This is a genomic window from Frederiksenia canicola, from assembly GCF_011455495.1.
Classification (GTDB): Bacteria; Pseudomonadota; Gammaproteobacteria; order Enterobacterales; family Pasteurellaceae; genus Frederiksenia; species Frederiksenia canicola.
The window spans coordinates 421,071-443,613 of record NZ_CP015029.1; the positions used below are offsets into that span (position 1 = coordinate 421,071).

23 protein-coding genes, 1 tRNA gene and 1 pseudogene are annotated in these 22,543 nt (G+C 44.9%); 6 read left to right on the top strand and 19 right to left on the bottom strand.

Going from position 1 to position 22,543, the window contains the following annotated elements:
• Window positions 1-9: 9 nt before the first annotated feature.
• The 4 genes from rplA to secE all read right to left on the bottom strand — a co-directional run bounded on the left by rplA (window position 10) and on the right by secE (window position 2,351).
• Window positions 10-699 (bottom strand): 50S ribosomal protein L1, encoded by a 690-nt coding sequence (rplA, locus tag A4G17_RS02060; RefSeq protein WP_123957010.1) that lies wholly within the window; start codon window positions 697-699, stop codon window positions 10-12.
• 4 nt (window positions 700-703) lie between these two features.
• Entirely contained in the window at window positions 704-1,132 is a 429-nt protein-coding gene (rplK, locus tag A4G17_RS02065) for a 50S ribosomal protein L11 (protein ID WP_123957011.1), read from the bottom strand.
• Between the two features lie 234 nt (window positions 1,133-1,366).
• Window positions 1,367-1,939 carry a transcription termination/antitermination protein NusG gene (nusG, locus tag A4G17_RS02070; RefSeq protein ID WP_123957012.1) on the bottom strand — a complete coding sequence of 191 codons (573 nt, stop codon included), beginning with the start codon at window positions 1,937-1,939 and terminating at the stop codon, window positions 1,367-1,369.
• Window position 1,940: 1 nt separating this feature from the next.
• Window positions 1,941-2,351: a preprotein translocase subunit SecE gene (secE, locus tag A4G17_RS02075; protein WP_123957013.1), complete on the bottom strand. Its 411-nt coding sequence runs from the start codon at window positions 2,349-2,351 to the stop codon at window positions 1,941-1,943.
• A 379-nt stretch (window positions 2,352-2,730) separates the two neighbouring features.
• Between secE and A4G17_RS02080 the strand changes: the two genes are divergently transcribed.
• Complete coding sequence (locus A4G17_RS02080; protein ID WP_123957014.1) at window positions 2,731-3,240, top strand: hypothetical protein; 510 nt, start codon at window positions 2,731-2,733, stop codon at window positions 3,238-3,240.
• 54 nt (window positions 3,241-3,294) lie between these two features.
• Here the strand turns inward: A4G17_RS02080 and modF are convergent, their stop codons facing one another.
• The 4 genes from modF to mioC form a co-directional block, all read right to left on the bottom strand.
• Complete coding sequence (gene modF / locus A4G17_RS02085; RefSeq protein ID WP_123957015.1) at window positions 3,295-4,749, bottom strand: molybdate ABC transporter ATP-binding protein ModF; 1,455 nt, start codon at window positions 4,747-4,749, stop codon at window positions 3,295-3,297.
• Window positions 4,750-4,759: 10 nt separating this feature from the next.
• Window positions 4,760-5,632 (bottom strand): VirK/YbjX family protein, encoded by an 873-nt coding sequence (locus A4G17_RS02090; RefSeq protein WP_123957016.1) that lies wholly within the window; start codon window positions 5,630-5,632, stop codon window positions 4,760-4,762.
• Window positions 5,633-5,760: 128 nt separating this feature from the next.
• Window positions 5,761-6,603 carry a patatin-like phospholipase family protein gene (locus A4G17_RS02095; protein WP_123957017.1) on the bottom strand — a complete coding sequence of 281 codons (843 nt, stop codon included), beginning with the start codon at window positions 6,601-6,603 and terminating at the stop codon, window positions 5,761-5,763.
• Complete coding sequence (gene mioC, locus A4G17_RS02100) at window positions 6,604-7,047, bottom strand: FMN-binding protein MioC (RefSeq protein ID WP_123957084.1); 444 nt, start codon at window positions 7,045-7,047, stop codon at window positions 6,604-6,606. It lies immediately after the preceding gene.
• Window positions 7,048-7,225: 178 nt separating this feature from the next.
• Here mioC and ffh point away from each other — a divergent pair, with 178 nt between their 5' ends.
• Window positions 7,226-8,623, top strand: coding sequence for a signal recognition particle protein (gene ffh, locus A4G17_RS02105; RefSeq protein ID WP_123957018.1), 1,398 nt, complete (start codon window positions 7,226-7,228; stop codon window positions 8,621-8,623).
• Between the two features lie 66 nt (window positions 8,624-8,689).
• Here ffh and trpS read toward each other — a convergent pair whose 3' ends face one another.
• Both trpS and A4G17_RS02115 read right to left on the bottom strand, forming a co-directional pair.
• On the bottom strand, window positions 8,690-9,718 hold the full coding sequence (gene trpS, locus A4G17_RS02110; RefSeq protein ID WP_123957085.1) for a tryptophan--tRNA ligase: 1,029 nt from the start codon (window positions 9,716-9,718) through the stop codon (window positions 8,690-8,692).
• Window positions 9,719-9,773: 55 nt separating this feature from the next.
• Window positions 9,774-10,448, bottom strand: coding sequence for a phosphoglycolate phosphatase (locus tag A4G17_RS02115; RefSeq protein ID WP_123957019.1), 675 nt, complete (start codon window positions 10,446-10,448; stop codon window positions 9,774-9,776).
• Between A4G17_RS02115 and A4G17_RS02120 the strand changes: the two genes are divergently transcribed.
• Window positions 10,447-10,704 (top strand): hypothetical protein, encoded by a 258-nt coding sequence (locus A4G17_RS02120; protein WP_165894253.1) that lies wholly within the window; start codon window positions 10,447-10,449, stop codon window positions 10,702-10,704. The genes A4G17_RS02115 and A4G17_RS02120 overlap by 2 nt on opposite strands.
• On the opposite strand, the gene lgt is transcribed toward A4G17_RS02120, so the two are convergent.
• The 6 genes from lgt to A4G17_RS02145 all read right to left on the bottom strand — a co-directional run bounded on the left by lgt (window position 10,648) and on the right by A4G17_RS02145 (window position 16,112).
• Window positions 10,648-11,433, bottom strand: a complete 786-nt coding sequence (lgt, locus tag A4G17_RS02125; protein WP_123957021.1) for a prolipoprotein diacylglyceryl transferase — start codon at window positions 11,431-11,433, stop codon at window positions 10,648-10,650. The two genes, A4G17_RS02120 and lgt, sit on opposite strands and share 57 nt — an antisense overlap.
• Window positions 11,434-11,442: 9 nt before the next feature.
• A complete protein-coding gene (locus A4G17_RS02130) occupies window positions 11,443-12,237 on the bottom strand; it encodes a sulfite exporter TauE/SafE family protein (RefSeq protein WP_123957022.1) in 795 nt (264 codons plus the stop codon).
• Complete coding sequence (rppH, locus tag A4G17_RS02135) at window positions 12,230-12,811, bottom strand: RNA pyrophosphohydrolase (RefSeq protein WP_123957023.1); 582 nt, start codon at window positions 12,809-12,811, stop codon at window positions 12,230-12,232. The genes A4G17_RS02130 and rppH overlap by 8 nt, the downstream gene beginning before the upstream one ends.
• Before the next feature lie 485 nt (window positions 12,812-13,296).
• Window positions 13,297-13,419: a hypothetical protein gene (locus tag A4G17_RS10330; RefSeq protein WP_257792951.1), complete on the bottom strand. Its 123-nt coding sequence runs from the start codon at window positions 13,417-13,419 to the stop codon at window positions 13,297-13,299.
• A complete protein-coding gene (locus tag A4G17_RS02140; protein WP_123957024.1) occupies window positions 13,383-14,576 on the bottom strand; it encodes an ornithine--oxo-acid transaminase in 1,194 nt (397 codons plus the stop codon). Before A4G17_RS02140 ends, A4G17_RS10330 begins: the two co-directional genes overlap by 37 nt.
• Before the next feature lie 186 nt (window positions 14,577-14,762).
• A complete protein-coding gene (locus A4G17_RS02145) occupies window positions 14,763-16,112 on the bottom strand; it encodes a GntP family permease (RefSeq protein WP_123957025.1) in 1,350 nt (449 codons plus the stop codon).
• A gap of 183 nt (window positions 16,113-16,295) precedes the next feature.
• Between A4G17_RS02145 and A4G17_RS02150 the strand changes: the two genes are divergently transcribed.
• The gene (locus A4G17_RS02150; RefSeq protein ID WP_123957026.1) at window positions 16,296-16,811 is read left to right on the top strand and encodes a gluconokinase; all 516 of its coding nucleotides are present in this window, start codon (window positions 16,296-16,298) and stop codon (window positions 16,809-16,811) included.
• Here the strand turns inward: A4G17_RS02150 and gntR are convergent.
• A complete protein-coding gene (gene gntR / locus A4G17_RS02155) occupies window positions 16,808-17,809 on the bottom strand; it encodes a gluconate operon transcriptional repressor GntR (protein WP_123957027.1) in 1,002 nt (333 codons plus the stop codon). The two genes, A4G17_RS02150 and gntR, sit on opposite strands and share 4 nt — an antisense overlap.
• A gap of 22 nt (window positions 17,810-17,831) precedes the next feature.
• Window positions 17,832-17,926 (bottom strand) — tRNA-Sec (locus tag A4G17_RS02160).
• A 66-nt stretch (window positions 17,927-17,992) separates the two neighbouring features.
• On the opposite strand from A4G17_RS02160, the gene selA reads away from it, so the two are divergent.
• Together selA and selB are read left to right on the top strand one after the other, a co-directional pair.
• Window positions 17,993-19,393, top strand: coding sequence for an L-seryl-tRNA(Sec) selenium transferase (gene selA, locus A4G17_RS02165; protein WP_123957028.1), 1,401 nt, complete (start codon window positions 17,993-17,995; stop codon window positions 19,391-19,393).
• A gap of 214 nt (window positions 19,394-19,607) precedes the next feature.
• The gene (selB, locus tag A4G17_RS02170) at window positions 19,608-21,455 is read left to right on the top strand and encodes a selenocysteine-specific translation elongation factor (protein ID WP_123957029.1); all 1,848 of its coding nucleotides are present in this window, start codon (window positions 19,608-19,610) and stop codon (window positions 21,453-21,455) included.
• Window positions 21,456-21,561: 106 nt separating this feature from the next.
• Here the strand turns inward: selB and glpQ are convergent.
• Window positions 21,562-22,495: pseudogene (gene glpQ / locus A4G17_RS02175) on the bottom strand (glycerophosphodiester phosphodiesterase).
• Window positions 22,496-22,543: the final 48 nt, after the last annotated feature.

Genomic DNA, 22,543 nt, shown 5'->3' on the forward strand with positions numbered 1-22,543 from the left:
ATTTAGCAATTATAGTGAAGACTGATCAACAGCAACACCAGCACCCATTGTCGTAGAGATGCTTACTTTCTTGATGAATACACCTTTAGCTGTTGTTGGTTTAGCTTTAGTTAAAGCCGCTAACAATGCTTGGAGGTTTTCTTTTAATTGCTCAGGTGAGAAATCTGCTTTACCGATTGTGGTATGGATAATACCATTTTTGTCATTACGGTAACGGATCTGACCCGATTTTGCATTTTTAACCGCTTCAGCAACGTTTGGAGTCACGGTACCTACTTTCGGGTTTGGCATTAAACCACGTGGACCAAGGATTTGACCTAATTGACCCACAACACGCATTGCATCTGGTGATGCAATAACCACGTCGAAGTCCATTTCGCCTTTTTTCACTTGTTCCGCTAAGTCTTCCATACCCACTAAATCAGCACCCGCTGCTTTAGCAGCTTCTGCGTTAGCACCTTGTGTAAATACAGCAACACGAGCTGTACGACCAGTACCGTGTGGTAATACTGTTGCACCACGTACGTTTTGGTCTGATTTACGAGGATCGATACCTAAGTTTACTGCAACATCAACGCTTTCAACGAATTTCGCTGTTGCGAATTGTTTTAATACTGCAATCGCTTCGTTGATTTCGTATGCTTTAGTAGAATCTACGCCAGCTTTGATTGCTTTCATTTTTTTAGTCAATTTAGCCATCGTATTATTCCTCCACCACTAAGCCCATTGAACGTGCAGTACCTTCAATAGATTTCATCTTAGTTTCAATTGTTGCACCTGTCATATCTGCTGCTTTAGTTTCAGCGATTTGACGGATTTGTTCTTTAGTTACTTTACCAACTTTGTCTTTGTTTGGTTTTGCAGAACCTGATTTAAGACCCGCAGCTTTTTTCAATAATACCGCTGCTGGTGGCGTTTTAGTAACGAAAGTGAAAGAACGGTCTGCGTAAACAGTGATAACAACTGGAATTGGTAAACCTTTTTCTAAGCTCTCAGTACGAGCGTTGAATGCTTTACAGAATTCCATGATGTTCACACCTTGTTGACCTAATGCAGGACCAACTGGTGGTGACGGGTTAGCCATACCTGCTGCAACTTGCAACTTAACGTATGCTTGGACTTTTTTTGCCATTTTTAAGTTTCCTCTAATTGGGTGATAACGCTATTACTAGCTCCCCTGTTTCCAATAAGCACGATGTGCTACACAAAAATACGAGCCAGTGAACTGGCTCGTAAATAGGGTGCGAATTTTACTGGGTTTGTGATCGTTTTTCAAGCGTTTTATCTCAACATCACACTTCCCACTACGGAAAAAAGCACCGTTTGCTGTTTTACAAGCGGTGCTTTTCTGAGAATTTTTTGCAAACTAGCCGTTCGCTTTTTCCACTTGACCAAACTCAAGCTCAACAGGCGTTGCACGACCAAAGATCGACACAGATACTTTAAGACGACCTTTGTCGTAGTCCACTTCTTCGACTGTACCATTGAAGTCTGCAAATGGTCCTTCGGTAACTCGTACTTCTTCACCTGGTTGGAATTCTTTACGGTGACGAGGTTTGTCTGCGGTTTCTTGTACACGGTTTAGAATACGCTCAGCTTCTTTTTGTGAAATCGGAGCGGGTTTATCTGCCGTACCACCGATAAAGCCCATGACACGAGGCACACTTTTCACTAAGTGCCAAGTATCATCGTTCATTTCCATCTGAACTAACACGTAGCCTGGGAAGAATTTACGCTCCGTTTTACGACGGCGTCCCCCCACGTTTTCAACGACTTCTTCCGTTGGTACAAGCACTTCGCCGAATTGATCTTGCATATTATGCAATTTGATATATTCACGCAAAGTCATTGCTACACGGGCTTCAAAACCCGAGAAAGCTTGCAAAACATACCAACGCATTTTGGTTGGTGCTTGAACTTCTAATTCTGTTTCGCTCATGTTAGAACCTCAAATTTGTTAAAAATGTCACCACAGAAACAATAATGGAATCAATTCCCCATAATGCTAACGCCACCACGACACACACCGCCCCGACAATTAATGTGGTTTGGGTTGATTCTTGGCGAGTTGGCCAAACAATTTTACGTAGTTCATGGCGAGATTCTTTGATAAAAGTGATCGCTTTTTGACCTTGATTAGTGAATGCGGCAAAAACAACGGCACCAACTAATAGCACAACTAAGAGTAATACACGCACCACAAAAGTAAAGTGGCTAGCAAAGTATGCATTTCCAACTGCAGCAACCGACAAAAATGCAATTGCTAATACCCATAAGGCGATATTTGCACCTTTACTTTTCACCCCTTTTTCTGCGGTTTCAGGATGTTTTGGTTGAATTTCTTTAGACATATCTGACCTAAAAAGTAAAAAATAGATAACTGGAACTTTTGAAAGCTCGCAATTCTAGCATTTTCTGCTGTGCTTGCCACGATCTTTTGTGAAATTTCGCAAAATTGATTCAAAATCACGCTACTTAAGTATTTCTTAAGAATGTCTTAAGATTTATTTGTTTCAATGCGGCACTTGAGAGATTTTCTCCATTCCTTTTGAAATTTTGTTCATTAGCGTATTTTGGCAGGACGATGTTCCTGCCATTTTTTTGCAACATTTTTGCCTGATCTGACCGCTTGTATCATTTTTCTGCCCCTTAAGATTTTCTTCAGGTTCATCTGTTTTAATCATTCGTGATGATAGTTCATCATCGTTTTCACTTAACAAGGAACACAAAATGACAAAACAAGAAATTATTGACAGCCTAAGATCACATCTTGCAGAACTCACTGAAGCAACCTTCTCGAAAAGTCGCGAGATGAAGCAATCCCTTGAGCAGAAAATTAAGCAGAGTGAACATTTCTCGAGGCAATTAGTCGAAGCACAGGTGGCTCTAGCTGAACAAATCTCACAGAGTAAAGCACAGTTACTTACCTTGGACAAACCGTTGGAACTTGAACAAGAACTGACTGAAATCGCTCATGATGATGCGGATATTGCTCAACTTCAGCACCATTTTGCGGAAAAAGTGAATCAGCACATCAACCAGCTAAAAGCGGATACGGTTACAGCTGAACAAAGCCTAAACGATTTGCTGGAAGAAACTAAACGCACCTTATATGGTAAAACAAACCGTTGGGCACACTACAAGCAGCAATTTGATGCACGTTTTGGGCATCATATTCAATGGGCAAAACATAAGTTAGCGGCACAATTAGTCATTTGTGCCGATAAACTCAAAGCGTAACCTGACACGAGCGGTGAGATTGACTCACAAATGCCTTAAGAAATTTGCAAAACTTTAGGCGGATCTGACCGCTTGTTGTTGGTAACAATAACCCTGTTCGGTTGGCACAAACTCAAATAAATGCGTGATGCAGCTTGGGGCATCTTGATCTTGGTGCGAAACGAAGAGCAGTTGCGTTTGGCTATTTTGCACCAGCTGATCGATAAAGTGTTTGACCAATTTGCGATTTAAGCCGTCTAAGCCTTGCAACGGTTCATCTAAAATCAGAATGGGTGGGTGTTTTACCATTGCTCGTGTAATCAACAGCAATCGCTGCTGCCCCCACGAGAGTGAACGGAAGGGTTTAGTGGCTAAATGGCTCAAATTCAAACGAGCCAACCATTCATCGGCTTTTATCCGTAAGGCATCGGGCGTTTTCTGATAAACACCGATTGAATCCAAGAAACCAGACACAATCACCTCTCGTACCGAGCAATTCACTCGATAATCCATATGCAGTTGGCTGCTCACATAGCCAATGTGTTTTTTGATTTCCCAAATGGTTTCGCCTGAGCCACGTTGTTTGCCAAACAGCACAACGTGGTTGGCGAAGGATTGCGGGTGATCACCCGAAAGCACCGACAGCAAGGTCGATTTGCCTGCACCGTTAGGACCTTTAATCCACCAATGTTGCTGTGGCTCAACCGTCCAAGACAAATTCTCTAAAATTTTCTTATCGCCATATTGAATATTCACCTTTTTCAGCACAAAAGGAGGAAGATCAGGCGGTAAGGTTTCCTGTGGTGCGGCACTTTTTGGCAGGGGGACGTCAATGGCTTGTTCGGCGTAGATCAGTTGTTGAAAGAGCGAATTTTGCTCAACTTCCGACCGCTTGCCTTGTAAAATCAGTTGAAGTTGATCCAACAACGCCAAGTGGGTGGCATGCGGAGGAATATCATTGAGCCGATTGACGATCAGCACCAACGCCATTTTGTGTTTGAGTTCATCTAACAAATTCAGCCAATCTTTCACCGATTGCTGATCGAGTCCTTCAAAGGGTTCATCTAAAATCAGCAAGTCGGGGCTACTCACAAGCAATTGGCAGAGCAACACTTTGCGACTTTCTCCCGTTGAAAGCTGAATAAACGGGCGGTCAAGTAGCGGCAAAATGTGCAATTTTTCAGCGTAGTGCTCACATAATTGCGGATTGTCCGTGCCATTTAAAATCACTTGGCGAGCAGTTACACCAAAATCATCGGGGCTGACCGCATCATTGTTACGGCTTTTAAACACCACTTCAACGATTTGCTGTTGGCGTTCAAAAGAAGAGAGGGCAATATTGCAAAATTCTGACGTAAACTGACCGCTTGCAAGCGGTAACTTCCCACTCAAACTTTGCGAAAAGGCGGTTTTCCCACTGCCATTGCCACCCACGATGACCCAAAAGTCACCGTGCTGAATGGTCAGTTGTTCAATCGTTAAACACTGTTTATGTAATGAAAATTGGGCGTTGTGAATGTTGAGTTGCATGGTTTTCTAGTTATGGTTTCACCAATTGGTTTTGCATCGATTGATAGAGCTGCTCTAACATTGCATAGCGTTTGCGATACATTGAGCGTTTATTGCTCGCAATACTTTCGAGATCTTTCATCGAGAAGTCCGTTGGCAATTGCCAATATTCTCCCGGTTCCCCGCCAGATTCCGAAAAAATCACATCATAGTCCACTACATAACGACTTGCCTGAATCAAACGGGATTTGTTTTGGTATTTCTGTGGAATGCCGAACAACTTTTGATAGCCTAAGGTTTTTGCTAAGGCTTTCATCGCTTCCACCATTAAATAAGCAGGACGTAAGCCGTGGCATTTTTTGGTGAGCTGTTTAACTAATTCTTTGGAATGTTCGCTTTTTGGTCCTTGGATCACCGCTATCAATAACGCATTCTGCACTTTGCCAAAGGTGAGCAAATAGATATTTTCTCCCGTTGGTTTGTATCGCAGCTCTAACGCCCAATAGCCTTCCATGGCTTGGTGATGATTGATGTCTAAAAAAAGTTCAAAATCAGGAATCACCTCGCCAAAACTCATTGGCTGCTCCCACAATGGCGGTACACCCAAAGATGCTAATTTTTCAGGCAGAAATGTCAAATTCTCACAAACTGCAGCCAGTCGTTGTTGGCGACTAAAACGCTTGTCAAGAAAACGGTGTGCCACGGGATAGCTGTAACTCGGGTGCTGATTCAGCAGTGGGATCAACTGTGGCGATTGATTGATAAAGGTTTCAAAACGTTTAATGGACGGCAAATTCCACAACGAACGCAGACGATAACGTAGCCGTTTCATACGGTAAGATTTACCATTGCGATCTGGGTATAAGTCGTGTGGATGTGGCCAGTGATAGGTTGGGTGAGTCATAAAAACATCATATTGTCCGATAAAGAGCGACTATTCTCGCACATTTCATCCGCTTTTTCACATGGCATTCCCAGTGTAGCGACCTCATCGCACTTTTTTGCAAATTTTTGCTCGGATCTGACCGCTTGTTAGGCAGCCAAGTATGCGTTGAGTGCAGGCATTTCACGAATGGCATCTGCTACGCCTAAATCATACATGGCTTGAATTTTGCTCAAATCTTTTTCAATCCGCTTAATCGGCAACGTTTGCGAGGGACGAAGCACAAAAATCGTACCTTTTTCACTTTCTGCAATCACCTTTTCCACTTGCTGATTATATTCAAGATAGCGATTTTGCAAGGTGTGAACCAAATTAGGATACCGATGATAAAACAGTTTGCTCAGTAAGGGATTGCTTGGGGTTTTGCGGTACTGAAAAGGGCGGGTGAGCACCACAATGATTTTGTCAAAGCCGAGCGATTGGCAAAATGTCAGCGGAATGCTGTCTGCTATGCCACCATCGAGATATTTTTTGCCATCTATTTCAACAAATTGCGAGACATAAGGCATCGCCGAGCTGGCTCTTAAAGCTTCCATTTGGGCAAAAGGATCGGTAATTTTGATGTATTCCGCCATACCAGTTTCCACATTGGTGATGGTGGCGTAAAAATCGATTCCCGATTGTTTGAAGGCATCATTATCAAACACATCATATTTGAAAGGCACTTCGTAAAAGGCAAAGTCTTTGTTTACGATATTGCCTGTCGTAAGCAGACTGTGCCAACCGATATAACGCTTATCCCCCAAAAACTGTTTGTTATAACGCAATGCCCGCCCCTTTTGTTTAGACGGAAAATTCACCCCAAACAACGCCCCAGCCGAAACACTCACAATGCCATCAATGTGAATATTTTCATCAAGAAACACATCCAGCACACCCGCGGTAAACATACCCCGCATTGCCCCGCCTTCTAACACCAATCCGACTTTCATTTACAATTTCTCAGTAAAATTTGGTAACCATGCTTCCGCCGAACCATCGTGGTCAAAATTGGTTGCTGCATCAATCCGCAACGACTCGCACACGAGGTTTGCACCACAAGCAGTGAGTTGGGTCTCGATAATGTTGACCGCATTGCAGAAGGTATCGTAGTCGGAACTGCCAAGCCCGATCACCGCAAACTTCATACCACTTAAATCGGGTTTTTCGCTCTCAATCGTGTCAAATAACGGCTTGATATTATCGGGCAATTCTCCTGCTCCGTGAGTAGAACTAACCACCAACAAATGCGGCTGATGTTGAATATCACGCAATTCGGCATTGTTAAACAAGACCACCTCAAACCCTTGCCCGCTCAACACCTCGTTGAGATTGTCTGCGATATATTCCGCTCCACCTAAAGTGCTGCCCGTGATAATACAGATCGATTTACTCATCATTTTGCTCTCGTTGAAGAAATTTCGCCGAATTTTAGCCGATTTTTTTGTATAATGCCCAACAATTTCCTACAGCAAGCGAAATCCCCTTAATCCCCTTTTTCAACAGGGGAGACAAATTGCAAAAAAATCGTCAAAAATGACCGCTTGCATGACCTTATAAACGAAGAGAAAAACTATGTTTGAGAATCTATCCGACAAATTGTCGAAAACCCTGAAAAATATCACAGGCAAAGGGCGTTTAACTGAAGACAACATTAAAGATACCCTGCGTGAAGTGCGGATGGCGTTGCTAGAAGCGGACGTTGCCTTGCCAGTGGTGCGTGAGTTTATCAACAAAGTCAAAGAACGAGCGATTGGCGAGGAAGTCAATAAGAGTCTCACCCCAGGGCAAGAATTTCTCAAAATCGTTCAAGCGGAACTTGAAAAAGCGATGGGCGAAGCGAACGAAGGCTTAAACCTTGCAGCCCAACCACCCGCCGTGATTTTAATGGCAGGTTTGCAAGGGGCGGGTAAAACCACCTCGGTCGGTAAATTAGCAAAATTCTTAAAAGAACGCCATAAGAAAAAAGTGTTGGTCGTGTCGGCAGACGTGTATCGCCCTGCGGCGATCAAACAGCTTCAAACCTTGGCAGAAGCCTTGAAGGTCGATTTCTTCCCAACGGAAACCAGCCAGAAACCTGTTGAGATTGCTGAAAATGCGTTGAAACACGCCAAACTCAATTTCTTTGATGTGTTGATTGTCGATACCGCAGGTCGCTTGCACGTTGATGGCGAAATGATGGAGGAAATCCAGCAAATTCATGCGGTGCTTAACCCGATTGAAACGCTCTTTACTGTTGATGCAATGACGGGTCAAGATGCGGCGAATACGGCCAAAGCCTTTAATGAAGCCTTGCCACTCACAGGGGTGATTTTAACCAAAGTCGATGGCGATGCACGAGGTGGTGCGGCGTTGTCTATTCGTCAAATCACAGGTAAACCAATTAAATTCTTGGGCGTGGGCGAGAAAACGGATGCCCTTGAACCATTCCACCCTGATCGCATCGCCTCTCGCATTTTAGGTATGGGCGATGTGCTGTCGTTAATTGAAGATTTACAACGCTCGGTCGATCAGGAAAAAGCCGAAAAAATGGCGGCGAAATTCAAGAAAGGCGACGATTTCACCTTAGACGATTTCCGTGAACAACTGGTCGAAATGAAAAAAATGGGCGGAATGATGTCGATGCTCGACAAACTCCCAGGTGCGAAAAACTTGCCTGATCATATTAAAAATCAGGTCGATGACAAAATGTTCATCAAAATGGAAGCGATCATCAATTCAATGACTCTCAAAGAGCGTGCCAACCCCGACATCATCAAAGGTTCCCGCCGCCGCCGTATTGCTCTTGGATCTGGCACACAGGTGCAAGACGTGAACAAACTGCTCAAACAGTTCGATGAAATGCAACGCATGATGAAAAAAATGCGTAAAGGCGGCATGGCAAAAATGATGCGTGGTATGAAAGGCATGATGGGCGGCATGGGCGGTTTAGGTGGACTCGGCGGCTTAGGCGGCATGTTTGGGCGGAAATAACGCCCTCAAAGTTCCTAGCAAAAGCGAGATACTCTTCGTCAGATTATCTCGCTTTTCATTTGCAAATTAGGCGACGAATCCAACCGCTTGATAAACTTGTTTCAAGGTCGCTTGGGCTTTGGCTCTCGCTTTTTCTGCCCCTTCACGATAGATCTTTTCGAGTAACGCCTCATCGTTACGGAAATGGTGGTAGCGTTCTTGCAGCTCGGTTAACATCGCAGACACTTCATCCGCAACGGCGGTTTTAAGATGACCGTACATTTTCCCTTCAAATTCGGCTTCTAATTCTGGAATCGTTTTACCAGTGACGCTGGCTAAAATATCCAACAAATTCGACACGCCCGGTTTGTTTTGTACATCATAACGCACCACTGGCGGCTCATCGCCGTCGGTCATTGCCCGTTTGATTTTTTTCGCTACGGATTTTGGATCTTCCAACAAACCGATCACATTATTGCGATTTTCATCCGATTTTGACATTTTTTTGGTTGGCTCAAGCAGCGACATAATTCTCGCCCCCGTTTTGGCAATAAACACCTCTGGCACCGCAAAAATACCGTCAGTGAGATTACCTTCCACATCTTTTTTGCCGTATAACGCATTGAAACGATTAGCTATATCACGGGTAATTTCAAGGTGCTGCTTTTGGTCATCGCCCACGGGTACCTGGTTGGCTTGATAGAGCAGAATATCCGCCGCCATCAGCACGGGATAGGTGAATAACCCCACGTTCACATTGTCTTCGTGGCGAGCGGACTTGTCTTTAAATTGGGTCATTCTGCCCATTTCACCAAAATAGGTGTAGCAGTTCAAAATCCATGCTAATTGCGAATGCTCAGGCACGTGCGACTGAATAAAAATCGTGCTTTTATTGGGATCAATACCACAAGCAAGGTAGATCGCAAGGGTGTCCAAGGTCGCCTTGCGTAACGCTTCGGGATCTTGACGTACGGTGATCGCGTGCAAATCGACAATGCAGAACAAACAGTCGTAATCGTCCTGCATTTTGGTCCATTGGCGTAACGCCCCTAAATAGTTACCTAAACTCAGTTCGCCAGAAGGCTGAACACCACTAAATACAATTGGTTTAGTCATCATCTTTGTTTCTCTTTGTTATACAAGCGGTTAGATTTTACAAAAGTTTTGCAAATCACTCACCGACAATCTCTAAAATTTCCGCAAAATCATCGCATACATAATCCGGCTTAGAATCCCTGATTGGGATGTTGTAGTTGTAGCCGTAGGTTAAGCCAACGCTTTGGCAGCCGGCATTTTGGGCAGCAAGAATATCGTTTTTCGAATCACCAACAAATAGCATTTCGTGCGGATATAACCCGAATTTACCGCATAAATAGTAGAGCGGAGCAGGGTGTGGTTTGATTGCGGGGAGCGATTGTCCACCAAGGGCTTCGCTGAATAGGTGATCGATGCCAAAGGCATGCAACACTGGCTGAACATGCTTGGTCGGCTTGTTAGTGACCACCGCTAAAATGTAGCCTTGGGCATGCAATTTTTCGAGCGTTGCTTTCACGTTTGGGTAGAGTTTGCTGATGTTACACACATTTTCGCCGTAGAATTGCCCAAAACGGCGTTTCAGTTGAGCTAGCTGTTCAGCAGAAAATTCATCGGCTCTACCCGTCCATTCTAGCCCACGGGCGAACAGAATATCCGCCCCGTTGCCAATCCACGTTAGCACCAACTCTTCAGGGGCTTGTGGCAAGCCCACTTCCGCAAAGGCAGAATTGAGCGAAAGCGCAAGATCAGGCAGGCTATCGACTAAGGTGCCGTCTAAGTCAAAGCCGATGAGTTTGAATTTGGGGGTCATGGTATTATCTCGCTATGTTGTAGCGGCGGATCTAGGTGTCCGCCCATTTTTGATTTGCAAAAAATTCGGTACAAAATGCTTTAGCATTTTGAACGTTGGCTTTGCCAACGACCCCGAAGGGGCGAACAAATTCCCTAAGGAATTTGTGAGTAAAACCAACCGCTTGTTATGGGCAGACTGGCAGATCCGCCCTTACTGGTTATTGTTTCTTATAGGCAATCGCCATAATCACCACTCCGCCAATAATCATCGGTAGGGAGAGTTCTTGTCCGCGCGTGATCAGATCAGTGGTGACATTGACACTGTGGTCGATTTCTCGTACATATTCCACAAGGAAGCGGAAAATGCCATAGCAAAGCAAGAACAGCCCTGCTACTGCACCTGTCGGGCGTGGTTTACGAATGAATAGGTTTAAAATCACGAACAATGCCACGCCTTCTAATGCGGCTTGATAGAGCTGCGAGGGGTGGCGAGGGAGATGATCAACGTGCGGGAAAATCATCGCCCAAGGCACATCGGTGGTTCGCCCCCAAAGTTCGCCGTTGATGAAATTACCAATTCGCCCTAGCCCCAAGCCAACAGGCACGAGTGGGGCGACAAAATCCGCCGTTTGCCAGAAAGCACGTTGCTGACGGCGAGACGTCCAGATCATCGCCAAAATCACCCCGATCAAACCGCCATGGAACGACATTCCGCCTTCCCAAATGCGAAACAAATAAAGCGGATCAGCAAGTAAGCGGTCGAAACTGTAAAACAAGACATCACCAATACGCCCACCTAAAATCACGCCGAAAAAACCGTTAAACAGCAGTTGATCGACTTGATCTGTTGTCCAGACACCGTGGGAACTTTTAGCTCGTTTGTAGCCTAACCAATAGGCAAAACCGAAGCCGAATAGATACATCAAGCCATACCAATGGATGGCTAACGGTCCGAGTTTTATTGCCACAGGGTCGATTTGTGGGAAAATCATAAATTCGTTCATTTGTTCTCGCTATTTTAAAAACATATTGATCGCAATGCAGACCAGCAACACTGCAAAGGCTTTTTTCAGTACAGGCACAGGTAGCACATTAGCGGCGTTAGCCCCTAATTTTGAAGTGAAAAAAGAAGTTAAGGTAATACCAAGTAACGCTGGCAAATAGACATAACCTAAGGAATACTCAGGCAAATTCGGCATATTCCAGCCGTTGAAAATAAAACTGAAGGTCGCTGAAACCCCAAGCAATGCCCCACAGAAAGAAGAGGTGCCAATGGCTCGTTTCATCTCAATGCCACGCCCATCCAAATAAGGCACGATAAGCCCTCCACCTGCAATGCCCGCCATGCTCGAAATCACACCAATAATGCTACCAGCAATAATGGTGGATTGGGGGGTAATTGGCTTGACTTGTGACGCTTTTTTCTTCAAGGAAAACAGCATTTTTCCAGCTAAAAACAGCACGATCACCGCAAAAATCTTCGACATTTGCTCTTTTGGCACGCTGGTGACTGCAAAACCTGCAATAAAAACCGAAATCATCAACGCTGGGATAAAATATTTGCTCACTTGCCAATCAACATTGCCGTTTTTATGGTGACGATGTGCAGCAGAAAATGCCGTGACCACGATAGTCGAAAAGGAAGTGCCGAGTGCCATCGACATCAAATATTCGTTTGGAATTCCCACTAATGGAAAGAGATAAACCAACACAGGCACAATAATCAGCCCGCCGCCGATACCAAACAGCCCTGCCAAAAATCCCACAACAGCCCCTAAGGCTAAACAGCTAAAAAAGATTTCAATCACGTTGTTTCCCCTTGTTTACGCGATAAGGTTTACGAGATTCCCGTCGTTCTGGACGAGATTCTTTACGTTCTTGCGGCTGCAGATCTTTTGGTGGGTGATTGCTCATTAACACTTGAGCGAATTCTTTCATTACTTTGCGATAAACATCCCGCTTGAACGACACAACCTGTCGCACTGGATACCAAAAACTCACCCAACGCCAACCATCAAATTCTGGCGTTTTGCTTGTTTTCAAATTGATCATACTCTCAGGGCTAACCAGTTGTAATAAGAACCAACGCTGCTTCTGCCCGATACACACTGGATGGGTATTTTCCGTACGAACCAATCGCTTAGGGAGTTTATATTTTAGCCAATACTTCGATGCCCAAAGCACCCGCACATCTTTTTTAGATAAACCGACTTCTTCATAAAGCTCACGGTACATTGCTGTTTCAATGTTTTCACCTTCGTTAATGCCTCCTTGCGGAAACTGCCACGAATTTTGTCCAAACCGTTTTGCCCAGAGAACTTGCCCTTGTTTATTGCAGATGACGATACCAACATTTGGGCGGTAACCATCAAAATCGATCAACTTAGACCGCCTTGTTTTGCGTGAATACAATAGGAGAGAATTGTTTCATAATTCTGCCGATTGAACAACCAAAAAGGGGAGCAACAAGCGGTCAGTTTCCTGAAAAAATTTACCAACTGTGGATAACTCTGTGGAAAAGTTGAATATTTGTTGATAACTTTCTGAACTCAACTTGGGAATAAGATGATCGCAACACGATCCTCGGATCTTTTCTACTGGTTTTGTCGATCAATATTCACTGTATGTATTCACATTTGATCGCTGTTTAAACTCACATACATGAATAACTTGATCGTGATTTGTTAAAATTTGATGGCTTATTCACATTCAAGGTAAGATTATCCCCATCATCTGTGGATAAAATTGTGATAGATCGGAAAAAAGATCCTGTATAACTCAAAACAAGATCTTATATTGGATAAATAATTTAATAAAAACAATAGGTTATTTGTAATGTGGAGAACTACTAAAAGCCAGTTTGTTTTTTAACCAAAAATACAAGCGGTCAGATCCTGCGAACATTTTGCAAAAATTTGGTCGGATCTGACCGCTTGTTGCCCTTCCGTTTTACTTAGCTCAATACTTCCCGAATGCGTTCCAACGCCCAATCAAGATCGGCTTTTTCGATCACAAGTGGCGGGGCGAAACGAATGACAGTGTCGTGGGTTTCTTTGCACAGCAAACCTTTCTCTTTCAAGGCTTCGCAGTATGGGCGAGCAGCCTCAGTCAGCTCCAAGCCAATGAACAAGCCACGCCCTCGTACTTCTTTGATTTTCGGGTGCTGGATTTTTTTCAGCTCCGTCAAGAAGTATTCGCCTAATTCACGGGAACGCTCCGCCAAGTTTTCTTCAACTAATACATCAAGTGCAGCGATCGACACCGCACACGCCAAGGGGTTCCCCCCGAAAGTTGAACCGTGAGAACCTGGGTTGAATACGCCTAAAATCGCTTTGTCTGCTAGAACACAAGAAATCGGGAACACGCCGCCACCGAGAGCTTTACCGAGAATGTACATATCTGGCTCGAAACCTTCCCATTCGCACGCAAACAGTTTCCCTGTGCGACCAAGCCCTGCTTGGATTTCGTCCGCGATAAACAGCACATTGTGTTGTTTGCAGAGTGCGTAAGCAGATTTTAGGAAGCCTGTTGGTGGAATTAAAATGCCTGCTTCGCCTTGAATTGGCTCAACTAAGAATGCTGCAGTGTTTGGAGTGATGGCATTTTTCAGGGCATCTAAATCGCCGTAAGGCACCAGTTTGATCCCCGGTAGCAAAGGCCCAAAGCCACGTTGATAATCAGCATCGGACGAAAGGGAAACGGCTGCCATCGTACGACCATGAAAATTGCCCACACAAGCAATGATTTCTGCCCGATCTTTTGCCACTCCTTTCACATCATATGCCCAACGGCGTGCGGTTTTAATCGCCGTTTCAACCGCTTCTGCCCCCGTATTCATCGGCAACGCCATGGATTTTTTACCGAGTTTGCAGATTTTTTCGTACCAAGGGGCAAGTTGATCGTTATAAAACGCCCGTGAAGTGAGCGTCACTCGCTCGGCTTGATCTTTCAACGCCTGCACAATTTTCGGATGGCAATGCCCTTGATTTACCGCTGAGTAGGCACTGAGCATATCCAAATAGCGTTTTCCTTCTGGATCTTCGACCCAAATGCCTTGAGCTTTGCTGATCACAATCGGCAATGGCAGATAATTCTTCGCCCCAAATTGTTCTGTTTGTTCGATGATTTGTTGAGTTGATTGCTGCATTTCTCACTCCGTCTCTAGAAAAGTCTTCACGGGAAAAGTGTAGCAAGATTTTGGGAGGGGTTGTTAAATTTTTGTGAAAAGTATGAAGTACGTCGCATTTTTGCTGACAAGCGGTCAGATCCTAGCTTTTTTTTGCAAAGACAACATTTGCAAAATTTTCAGCGGATCTGACCGCTTGTCATACGACTAGAGCAAGAGGCTGCCGATTAAGGCAATCGCAAAACCGACTAAGCCGATAGATGTTTCAAGCAGTGTCCACGTCTTGAGCGTGGTTTTTTCGTCCATTTCTAAGAAGCGGCTCACCAGCCAGAACCCAGAATCGTTCACGTGGGAAAGCACTGTCGCACCCGACGCAATGGCAATCACGATAAAGCAGAGATCAAATTGACTCAATTCTGGGGCATTCGCCACTAATGGGGCGATCAGGGCTGCGGTCGTGGTCAATGCTACCGTTGCTGAACCTTGTGCAACACGGAAAATCGTAGCAATTAAGAAAGCAGCGACAATAATTGGCATTCCCGTGTCGGCAAGTAAACCCGACAGCACATCACCAATGCCGCTCGCACGCAATACGCCACCGAACATTCCGCCTGCACCGGTGACCAAAATAATCGAACAGATCGGCCCAAGGGCATTGTTGCAGATATTTTCAATTTGCTCAAAGCTACGATTCCCACGCAGCAACGCAATCGCGACAATCAGGGTGATTAATAATGCTACAGGTGTTTTGCCGATTAAACGCAGACTTTGTACCCAAAGTTCTGAACCATCGATCACTTTGGCAACGCTCAGTGTGTTCAAACCTGTGTCAAATAAAATCAGGAAAATAGGCAGTAACAATACGGTTAAAACACGTCTGAAACTTGGTGGATTTTGTACCGCCACTTCATTCACGGACATCGCATTTAAAAAGGCTTTTGGTAAATCAACGTGAATGCGTTCACTGACCCATTTACTGAATAAATAGGTGCCGATATACCATGTTGGAATAGCACAGGCTAGCCCAACAATGACCAGTAACCCCATATTCACGCCGAGTAAATCCCCCGATGCCACTGGCCCTGGATGCGGTGGTAAAAAGGCGTGCATTACCGCAAACGCCCCTGCTGATGGCAAGGCATAACGCAGTACAGAGCCACCAAACTGCTTCGCTACGCTGAAAATAATCGGCAGCATCACAACCAAGCCTGCATCAAAGAAAATGGGGAAACCAAATAGCAGTGAAGCCACCCCCAACGCAAAAGGTGCCTTTTCGGCCCCAAATTTATTGATTAAGGTATCGGCTAACACTTTGGCTCCGCCAGTGATTTCCAGCAAACGCCCAATCATCGCCCCAAGCCCAACTAATAAGGCGACAGACGCGAGTGTTCCACCAAATCCACTCAACATCGTAGGGAGCACTTTATCAATCGCAATGCCTGACGCCAAAGCAGTCAGTAAACTCACGCTGACTAACGCCACAAAGGCGTGAACTCGGAATTTCATTATTAAAACCAGCAATAGCACAATCGCTACGACCATAATCAAAATAGGCATAGGAAACCTCCTGTGGTTGATTTGTTACAGGTAACATACATTCAACCTAAAAACATGTAAATATTTTCGCCAAAATTATTTCAAAAATGTGAACAGGTTCAAATTTTGATAAGAATATTCTCGCTATTTAACCAGACAACAGAATAGAATAATGTTATAAGTAACATCAAGTATGGGGGATTTATGTCTAACGGAAAAGCATTTATTTTGATGGGCGTATCAAGTACAGGCAAAACGTCAGTTGGCACCGCAGTGGCTGAACGACTCCATCTCAAATTGATTGATGGCGATGATCTGCACCCAAGAGCTAATATTCTCAAAATGGGGCAAGGCATTCCGTTAAACGATCAAGATCGCGAACCTTGGTTAGAGCGGATCAACGATGCCGCTTTTAGTCTGATACAAAAAAATGAACAAGGCATTATTGTTTGCTCAGCCTTAAAAAAAGCCTATCGTGACAAAATTCGCCAAGGAAATAACCGCTTGCATTTCTTGTTTTTACACGGGGAATTTGAGTTGGTGTTGGAACGAATGAAAAAACGCCAAGGACATTATATGAAAGCCGACATGCTCAAAAGTCAGTTTGATACCCTAGAAGTACCGCAAGCTGATGAGTCTGATGTGATTTTTATTGATATTGATGCGAGCTTTGAAGAAGTGGTCAAACGCTGCGTGCAAGCATTACAACCGCTGCTTTAAATGCTTTCACCTAAGTGAATTTGATAGCCTAAATTGATAATCGGGCTAAATGGTGTTGTGCCATCAATCCGAGCCAACAGTGCCTGAGCTGCGGTTTGCCCAATCGCTAAACGGGGCGTAATTACGGTGGCAAGCTGTGGCGTGAGCGATTGCCCCACATCGTGCCCATGGAAGCCAGCAATCGCAATTTGTTCAGGCACTTTAATGCCTAATCGTTGGCATTCAAACAATGCCCCGATCGCCAAATCATCATTAGTACAAAAAATACCGTCGATGTTAGGGTACGCCTGTAATGCTTGGCGAAGCTGCTCCGCCCCGAGCGAAAACGAAGAGGGTTGCTCGGTACATAAGCTCTGCGGCACAAGATGATGTTTACGCATCGCCTGTTCATACCCCTGCATTTTCAATTGCGTACGTTTATCCATTCGAGCTGAAAAATAGACAATATGACGGCAGCCACGAGCAATCATCGTTTCAGTCATCGCTTGAGCTGCAGAAATATTGTCAAAACCCACCGCTTGTTGTGCCCCAATCTCACTCGTTTCCATAATTTCAATCACGGGAATATTCGCCGTTTTCAACATTTTTAACGTGCGTTTTGAATGCCCTGTTTCAGATAAAATTAAGCCATCTACATGATAAGAGAGCAAAGACTCAATCCGTTGTTCTTCTTTTTCTTGGCTGTATCCATAGTGAGCTAACATCGTTTGGTAGCCTGCGGCATCTGTCACTTGCTCAATCCCTTTAATCACATCGGCAAACACTTGGTTAGTTAAAGACGGCACAAGCACCCCAATCGCACGACTGCGAGCATTGAACAACATATTCGGTGCTTTATTGGGAATATAACCAAGCCGTTCTACCGCTTCTGCAATTTTTTGGCGAGTTTCCACCGCCACGGATTCAGGCTGACGCAAATAACGACTCACCGTCATTTTAGTAATACCGAGCGAATCTGCGATGTCTTGCAAGGTTGGACGTTTGGTTTTGATGGTCATGGAATGGATAAAATTGAGATATTGGCGGAGGCGTATGGGAGTCGAACCCACCCGAGAACGCTGGCGTCCTCAACAGGATTTGAAGTCCTGCCACATCACCGGATATGACACACCTCCGAAAAAGTGGCGATATTCTACTGAATTTATTAGAATTGTGCAAAATTTCTCAAAGAGATCACCCCAATGCAAAACCTATTTCGTGCCATTCCTTCTGTTGATAAATTGCTCAAAACACCACAAGGCTCTGCGTTAGTGGCGGAATTTGGACATCATGCCTTTGTAGATCAGGCTCGCTCGCTGATTGAGCAAATCCGCCACCAAATTCAACAAGATCAAAGCCTGCCCGATGTTATACAAACAGAAAATGGCATTTTTGACGTGATTTCTGACCGTTTGCAGGCTCAAAAACAGGTGGCGATTAAAAAAGTGTTCAATCTAACCGGCACAGTGCTACACACCAATTTAGGGCGGGGGCTGTGGTCGCAGGGGGCGATTGCCGCAGCGACTGATGCGATGAAGCACAATGTGGCGTTGGAGTTTGATATTGATGCGGGCAAACGCAGCCATCGTGATCTCTATATTTCTCAATTATTACAACAAATTACGGGCGCTGAAGCCGCTTGCGTGGTGAATAACAACGCTGCGGCAGTGTTGTTGATGTTAGCCACCTTTGCTCAGGGTAAAGAAGTGATCGTTTCTCGGGGCGAGTTGGTGGAAATCGGCGGAGCGTTTCGCATTCCCGATATTATGCAGCAAGCGGGCTGCAAATTGGTGGAAGTCGGCACGACCAATCGCACCCATTTACGCGATTATCGTCACGCCATCAACGAAAATACTGCCTTTTTAATGAAAATTCACACCAGTAACTTTCATATTCAAGGCTTTACTGCGAGTGTCAGCGAAGAAGAATTGGTGGAGCTCGGCAAAGAATTTGATTTGCCCGTCATCAGCGATCTCGGTAGCGGCTCACTCGCGGATTTAACCGCCTTCAACTTGCCTGAAGAACCAATGGTGCAACAAAAAATCGCCGAGGGTGTGGATTTGGTTTCCTTTTCAGGCGATAAACTGCTCAGCGGCCCACAAGCAGGCATCATTATCGGCAAAAAAGCCTTGATTGACCGCTTGCAACAGCACCCGCTCAAACGAGTTTTACGATGCGATAAAGTGATTTTATCCGCCCTTGAAGCCACCCTTCGCCACTATCTTTTCCCTGACAAATTGGCAGAAAATCTCCCAACGCTACAGCTACTCACGCAATCGCTTGAGAACTTACAGTACAAGGCAGAGCAACTCAAAACCACTCTCCACAAGCGGTTAGATTCTCGCTATCTTTTGCAAATCGAGCCCAGCCTTGCCCAAATAGGCAGTGGTGCCTTGCCAACGGAGCAAATTCCATCCATTGCGGTGACGATTTCTGCAAGCAAACAAAGCGATTTGCTTGATTTAGAAAAACATTTCAAAACCTACCCACAACCTATCATCGCCCGAATTCACCAACAAAAAATGTGGTTGGATTTACGATCCGTCGCGGAGTTTGGGGAACTGGTTGAGATGTTGGAAACGAAACAAGCTATTAAGCTATAGAAAAGGAAACTAGCTGTATTAATTGTCGAGGAGAGGCGGATCGATGTGCCCGTCCACAACAAGCGGTCAGTTTTGCATACTATTTTGCAAAGAGAAAACAGGGAACATACAGATCCCCCCAACAAAATGAGAGAACCACAATGCACAAAAAAACCACACGTTATGATGACTTATTCGCAGGTTCGAAAGTGTGGCAAATCTTTAGGAGAAAGCAATGATCATCGTCACTTCCGGCCATGTCGATCACGGCAAAACCTCATTATTAAATGCCTTAACAGGCACGCATACCGCCCATTTGCCCGAAGAAAAGCGGCGAGGGCTGACGATTGATTTAGGCTATGCCTATTTGCCGATCGAAGATCGAGTGATTGGCTTTATTGACGTGCCGGGGCATCAGCGGTTTTTGTCAAATATGTTGGCGGGACTAGGGGGGATTCAGCACGCCTTGTTGGTGGTGGCAGCGGATGAAGGGATTAAACCGCAAACAGAAGAACATCTCACCATTCTTAATTTATTGAATTTTAAGCAAATTATCGTGGTTCTGACCAAATCCGATCGAGCGAGTGCAGAGCAGATTTTTCAGTTATCCAACCAACTTCGCCAGCGTTATCCATTTTTAGCGAACTCACCATTTTTTGTGACATCAACGGAAACCCAAACAGGCATTGACGAGCTGAAAGAGCATCTGATTGAACTCTCGCAAGAGCTGCAACCGCTACACAAACCGTTTCGTTATGCGATTGACCGAGTGTTTAACGTCAAAGGGGCTGGCTTGGTGGTGACAGGCACGGCAGTGGCGGGCAAGGTACACATTGGCGATGAATTTTTTCTCTCGAACGGTAAAAAAGTGCGGGTTAAAAATATTCATGCCCAAAATCAGCCGTCTGCCGTGGGCTTGGCGGGACAACGACTGGCGTTAAATATCGCTAATGCGGAGAAAGATGAGATTCAGCGGGGCGATTGGATCACTCAACTTGAACCACAAACTACTGACCGAATTGCCGTTAAACTCACCGCTGCAAGCGAGCTAAAAGAGAGCAACATGATACATTTGTATCACTACGCAAGCCATATTACCGGCAAATTAAACCTGCTTGATCGCAAACAAACAGATAGATTTGGCGAGAGTTTAGCCGAAGTCATTTTCGATCAGCCGTTGCCTTGCGTGGTGGGCGATAAGCTGATTATTCGCAATGGCGATGATAGCCAAACCGTTGCGGGAGCGGTAATTTTGGAAATAAACGCGCCCAAACGCCATAAACGCAGCGAAGTACGCTTGGCATATTTGGCAACATTGGCGAAAGGGGAAGATTATCGTGATCGGATTGATGTTCAACTCCAGCAACAAGCGGTCAATTTACCGCAGTTGTTGTGGAATGAACAAATTTTCATCACTGATTTAGAAGCCCTCGCTGAGCAGAGCGACTATTTTCTCAGTGCCAACCACCTGTTTAATCTTACCTACAAACAGCAAATTCAGCAGCGAATTATTGAGAAAATCCGCCACTATCACGAACAGCATAGCGACCAGCTCGGCGTAACCAAAAACCGCTTGCACCGCATCGCTGCCCTTGAGCAACCTGAGTCTGTGGTGCTGGCGTTAATTGATGAACTGCTTGGCACACAACAGCTCGCTCAAACGCGTGGCTGGGTGCATACGCCTGAACATCGCATTGAATTTTCCGCAGAAGAATTGCACATTTGGGCGGAAATCCGACCGCTTTTCGCAGCAACCAACCAAGCCCTATGGGTGCGGGATATCGCCAACCAACTCTCGATGGACGAAACCCAAATGCGAAACTTACTCTACAAAGCAGGCAAACTTGGCTATCTCGTGCCAATTGTGAAAGACCGCTTTTTACTGCACGAACAGATCAGCGAATTTGCCCAACTGATCAAACAGTTCATCGCAGAACATGGCGAGATTTCGGTGAATCAGCTGCGAGATGAAATCGGCTACGGTCGTAAACTGACGGTGCAACTGATCGAATATTTCGACCGCTCTGGACTTCTCCGCCGCAAGGGAAACGTGCATCTCTTACGAGATGCTCAGACCTACTAGCAAGCGGTCAGTTCCTTGCAAAAATTTGCAAAAAATGCATAAAAAGTCACCGCTTGTATTTCTCCAATACAAGCGGTGAATATTTTAAGTGACGCTTATTCCGACACTATTTCTGTTTTTTCAAAAATTCCACGCCAGTGTCTGGGAAGTCCGTGAACACACCTGTTGCTCCCGCCTTGTTGAGCAAGGCATCGTACATTTCGTTCACATTAGTGAAGAATGGGGCTAATGCATCTTTACGCACCGTGTACGGGTGTAGCTCCATTTTGTAGTTTGCCAGCTCTTTTACTAATGGCGTGTATACGATGTTGCCTGGTTTGGATTGCTTATCATCCACCAACATATACCAACCCGGGCCTACACCGTCTGCGTATTTCGCCACTTCCGCCATTGCCCCAGGTTTAAACATCCAGTCGTAATCATAATTCACCCATTTGCCAGACTTGTCTTTTTCTTCCGTTTCGTGCCAGTCGGTATAGGCGACTAATTGTACTAATTTCACGTCCATATTGAGTTTTGGCAACAACTCGGTTTTGATGCGTTTGAGTTCGTTGAAGTCGAAGGTTTGTAGGTAAACCATATCGTCTTTGCTATCATAACCGTATTTTTTCAACACCTTGAGCGTTTCAAGGGCGATGTCTTTACCTTCTTGATGATGTAACCACGGGGCTTTAATTTCAGGATAAATACCCACTTTTTTGCCTGTGGATTTTTCTAAACCTTGAATAAATTCGATTTCATCTTCAAAGGTATGAATACGGAAATCCGATTGCCACATCGGTTAAGCCGTCAAGGAAGTGGTCGTGGATCACGATCAAGCGGTTGTCTTTGGTCATCGCTAAATCTTGCTCTAAATAATCCGCATGTTGAGCAAATGCTAAGGCTTTGGACTCTAACGTGTGCTCAGGTAAATAACCACTCGCTCCACGGTGAGCAATGATGATTTTGTCTGATTTGCTCATCTCCATTTGTGGTGCGGTTTGGCAACCTGCAAGTAACGCAACCGCTAAGGTTGAAAAGGCTAATGTTTTGATTTTCATAGGTAACTCCTTTGTGATTTTAGAATGCAAGGTAGAAAGATTGATTGC